Origin of the sequence: Microbispora sp. NPDC049633 (assembly GCF_040675265.1) — a bacterium.
Classification (GTDB): domain Bacteria; phylum Actinomycetota; class Actinomycetes; order Streptosporangiales; family Streptosporangiaceae; genus Microbispora; species Microbispora maris.
In genome coordinates this window covers 1-4,163 of the sequence record NZ_JBFAOO010000344.1, presented here as the reverse complement: position 1 = coordinate 4,163, position 4,163 = coordinate 1, and the positions used below count along the sequence as shown (strand labels likewise).

Sequence of the window (4,163 nt, the reverse complement as noted above, 5' to 3'; positions counted from 1 at the left end):
ACCGGGTCGACGTGGATCCACTGGTGGTCACCGGTGGCGTCGGCGAAGGTGTTCACCCGCTCCTGGGTGATCTCCAGCCACCCGCTGTGACCGAGATCCTTGCCGGCCAGCGCCCTGATCTCGTCGAGCCCGTACGCCGTGATGGTCATGCGTCCGTCGTCCTCTCCTGCGCGCCGAGCCCGGGCGGGCGAGCGTGACACCTCGAACGTATGGCACCTTTCTGACGGGCGTCAATTGTTTGCATGACGTCGGGAACGGTCTACCCTTTTCTGCTGTGACTCTCGGCGGCGAAGACGACCGGACGGCGCCATCCCCGCGCCCGCAGTCCCTGATGTTCAGCTTCCTCGGGATCTACGTGCTGCATCGCGGCGTGGCCGTCTACTCCGGGAGCGTCATCGACGTCTTCGCCCGTCTCGGCGTCTCCGAGGAGGCCGTACGGTCGACGCTCGCGCGGATGGCGAAGCGGAACCTGCTGACGCGGCACCGGCACGGACGGAAGGTGTACTTCGGGCTGACACCGCATGCCGTGGAGGTCCTGGAGGACGGGCGCAGGAGGGTGTGGGAGACCGGCGCGGTGAACCGCGACTGGGACGGCACCTGGACGGTCGTCGGGTTCTCCATCCCGGACAGCCACCGCAGCCTCCGGCACGACCTGCGCTCCCAGCTCATCTGGAACGGATTCGGCCTGCTGCAGAGCGGAATGTGGATCGCGCCCGGCGCCAGGGACGTCAGCGGCGTCCTCGCCTCTTTGGACCTGGGCGATCACGTGACCGTGCTGACGGCGAAGGCGTTCGCGCCGACCGAGGCGGCCGACCTGGTCGGCAAGGCGTTCGACGTCGAGCAGATCGCGGCGCGCTACCGGGCGTTCCTCGCCCAGTGGGACGCGCCCCGGCCGCTTCCCGGCGCACCGGACGACCTCGCGCGGCAGTTGCTGCTGCACACCGACTGGCTGCAGCTCGTCCGGCAGGATCCGCACCTGCCGGCCGAGCTGCTGCCCCGGGACTGGCCGGCGATCCAGGCCGAGCAGACATTCCAGGCCCTCGCGCAGCGGTACGAGCCGCCCGCCTGCGGGCTGGCCGCCGCCGTCCTGGACACGCTGGCCGTCTGACCCTCCGCCGGCGCCCCGGCCGCGCCGACCCCCGAACGGCGCGGCCCGGCGAGTCTCACGTCGGCGCGGCCGGGCGCGGCGCCGGTCCCGGTCAGGCGGTGGTGCAGGCCGTGCCGTTGAGGGCGAATCCGGACGGTGCGGTGTTGCTGCCGCTGTAGGTCGCCTGGAAGCCGAAGCTCGTGCTGCCTCCGGCGGGGATGGCGGGGTTGTAGGAGACGTTGCGCGCGGTGACCTGGGCGCCGGACTGGGTCGCGGTGGCGTTCCACGCGTTGACGATCCGCTGGTTGCCGGGCCACGCCCAGGTGACGGTCCAGCCGTTGACGGGAGCGGCGCCGGTGTTGGTGATCGTGACCTCCGCGGTGAAGCCCTCGTTCCAGGAATTCGCCCTGTAGGTGATCCGGCACGCGCCCTGCTGCGGGGCCGACGGGCTCGCGGACGGCGAGGCGCTCGGAGATGCCGAAGGGCTCACGGACGGGCTGGCGCTCGGGCTGGGACTCGGGCTGGGGCTCGGGCTGGAGCTGTTACCGGTGAGGCCGAAGAACTGGAGGGCGACGGCGGCCATGCCCCCTGCCGGGAGGCTGTGGCCCGCGCCCTGGATGGTGTAGGCCTCGACCTTCACCGTCCCGGAGCCGTCCGCGTAGCGGCGGCGGCTCCACCCGGACTGCGGCGTGTCCGTGGAGGTCGGCGTCTGGCTCAGGCCGTGCACGTTCGTCCACTGCTTGACCTCCTCCTCCAGTTCGGAGTAGGCGACGACGTTGTCCGCGGTGCCGTGCCACAGCTGCATCCGCGGCCACGGCCCCCGGTAGGCGGGGTTCGCGTTGCGGACCGCGTCGCCCCACTGCTGCGCGGTCTTGCCCACGCACGGGGCGGAGTTGCCCGCCGGGTTGTAGGCCGCCTCGTTGGGGAAGCACGTGAACGGCACGCCCATGAAGGCCGCACCCGCCTTGAACACCTCGGGATACAGGGCGAGCATGGCGTTGGTCATCATGGCGCCCGAGGAGGCGCCGGTCGCGAACACCCGGTTCGGGTCGCCGTGGTACTGCTGCTCGACGTAGGTCACCATCGACATGAGCGACACCGGGTCGGTCTGGCCGCCGCGCACCTTGGACGCCTCGGACCAGTTGTCGAAGCAGTTCATCTTCTTCGACGCCGACGGATAGATGACGATGAAGCCGTACCGGTCGGCGAGCGACGCGAACTCGGTGGACGAGTAGAAGCCCGGCCCCGAGCCGCCGCACGTGTGCATGGCCAGCACGATCGCCGGGTTCTGCTGCACGCCGTTCGGGACGTACAGGTGCATGCGCAGGTTGCCGGGGTTGGCGCCGAAGTTGGTCACCTCGGTCAGTGTGGCCGCGGCGGCGGGGTGCGCGGGCACCAGCACCGACACCAGGGCCACGGCGGCGCACAATACCGCCGCGCAGGCGCCGGCGAGCGCCGCGAGTAATCGCCTCATCCGCTCCTCCTCGTTATTCGGAATACCGACGCCAGCTGGTATAGGAGCAGGCGCGACCGGTGGTCAAGAAGCCATACGAGGAGCCCGTAGATCAAATCCTCATTTTTACTGCTTATCAAGGTACTTGCTATCAAGTGACTTGATAGCAAAACGCGAAACTTACATCCGGCCGACAGCACGGTATGGTCGTCCGGTGACCGCCCGCCGCACCCGTCGCGCCGCCTCCGCGCCGCGCCTGAGCTATCTGGTGTTCCGCCTGGAGCGCCGCATCCGCGCCCGTCTGGACGACGCGCTCGCCCGGCACGGCGTCACCACGACGGAGTACATGGCGCTCAGCGAACTCCGCACGCGCGACGGCCTGTCGTCGGCGGAACTGGCCCGCATCGCGTTCGTCACGCCGCAGGCGATGAACCTCGTCATCCGCGACCTGGAACGGCGCGGCCTGATCCGCCGCGACCCGCACCCGGACGGCGGCCGGATGCTGTGCGCCCGCCTCACCGCCGAGGGGACGTCCGTGCTGCGGCGCTGCGACAGCTCCCTCGACGACATCGAGGCGGTCATGCTCGAGAAGGTCGACGACGCGACGTGCGAGACCCTCAGGGACGGCCTCACCGTCTGCGCGCGGGCCCTGCGGCCCGACGACTGACCACCCGCGGGGAGCCCCTCTCCGCCGTGCCGTCGCCGACCGGGTCAGCCGAATCGGAAGCCCGGTGGCAGCGGCTCGTGCAGGAACAGCCCGACGGGCACGGCGTCGGCGAGCGCCTGGTATCCCGCCGGGTTCAGGTGCAGGTGGTCGCCCACGTCATAGGCCGCGCGCAGCCGGCGGGGGTCGGCCGGATCGCGGGCGGCGCGGTCGAAGTCGACGACGGCGTCGAACCGGCCGCTGGTGCGGATCCACTGGTTGACCGCCTGCCGGGCCGCCTCACGGCAGCCCCGCGCGTCGTCGTACGGCGTGTTGCCGCCGAACGGCGTCAGCGTCGCGCCGTACACCCGGATGCCCCGGGCATGCGCCCGCGTGACGATCTGGTCGTAGGCGAAGACCAGCTCGCCGGCCACCCGCTTCTGCGCGGCCTCGGTCGCCTCGGCCGTGCCGATGTCGTTCACCCCCTCGAACAGGATCAGCCACGCCACCCCGCTGTGCGCGAGCACGTCGCGGTCCAGCCGGGCCAGCGCGTTGGGGCCCAGGCCGTCGTCCAGCACCCGGTTGCCGCCGGCCGCCTGGTTGACCACGGCCACACCACACGTGCCGGGCAGCGACTGCAGGCGGTCGGCCAGCCGGTCGGGCCAGCGGTCGTTGCCGTTGGTGGTCGAGCCCCGGCCGTCGCTGAGCGAGTCGCCCACCACCGCCACCGCCGCGGCCGACGGCGCGGCCCACACCTCCAGGGCGCTCAGGAGGTACCAGTGGTCGACGGGGGTCGCGCCGGGCAGGTCCGCGGCGTCGGCGTGATCGCCCGCCACGAGGTACGAGGTGGTCCGCGAGCCCGGATGCGCGGTGGTGCCCGCCGGGCGCTGCCCGTCCGCAAGGTGGACGGTCACGGTCAGGTTGGACCGGGGCGCGACCCCGGCGTCCAGCGGGTCGGAGACCGCCTGCGCGCCGGCCGG

5 protein-coding genes are annotated in these 4,163 nt (G+C 71.7%); 2 read left to right on the top strand and 3 right to left on the bottom strand.

Annotation, left to right across the window (positions count from 1 at the left end):
* On the bottom strand, positions 1-149 hold a 149-nt coding region (locus AB0J39_RS38480), incomplete at its 3' end, for a MaoC/PaaZ C-terminal domain-containing protein (protein WP_363474001.1).
* A gap of 125 nt (positions 150-274) precedes the next feature.
* Here AB0J39_RS38480 and AB0J39_RS38475 point away from each other — a divergent pair.
* A complete protein-coding gene (locus tag AB0J39_RS38475) occupies positions 275-1,108 on the top strand; it encodes a PaaX family transcriptional regulator C-terminal domain-containing protein (RefSeq protein WP_363473999.1) in 834 nt (277 codons plus the stop codon).
* 91 nt (positions 1,109-1,199) lie between these two features.
* Here the strand turns inward: AB0J39_RS38475 and AB0J39_RS38470 are convergent, their stop codons facing one another.
* Positions 1,200-2,561: a PHB depolymerase family esterase gene (locus AB0J39_RS38470; protein WP_363473997.1), complete on the bottom strand. Its 1,362-nt coding sequence runs from the start codon at positions 2,559-2,561 to the stop codon at positions 1,200-1,202.
* A gap of 193 nt (positions 2,562-2,754) precedes the next feature.
* On the opposite strand from AB0J39_RS38470, the gene AB0J39_RS38465 reads away from it, so the two are divergent.
* Positions 2,755-3,207 (top strand): MarR family transcriptional regulator, encoded by a 453-nt coding sequence (locus AB0J39_RS38465; RefSeq protein WP_363473995.1) that lies wholly within the window; start codon positions 2,755-2,757, stop codon positions 3,205-3,207.
* A 44-nt stretch (positions 3,208-3,251) separates the two neighbouring features.
* On the opposite strand, the gene AB0J39_RS38460 is transcribed toward AB0J39_RS38465, so the two are convergent.
* On the bottom strand, positions 3,252-4,163 hold a 912-nt coding region (locus AB0J39_RS38460; RefSeq protein WP_363473993.1), incomplete at its 5' end, for an SGNH/GDSL hydrolase family protein.

Coding starts and splice junctions, on each gene's coding strand:
- AB0J39_RS38470 (WP_363473997.1), bottom strand. CDS start 2,561: ATGAGGCGATTACTCGCGGCGCTCGCCGGCGCCTGCGCGGCGGTATTG.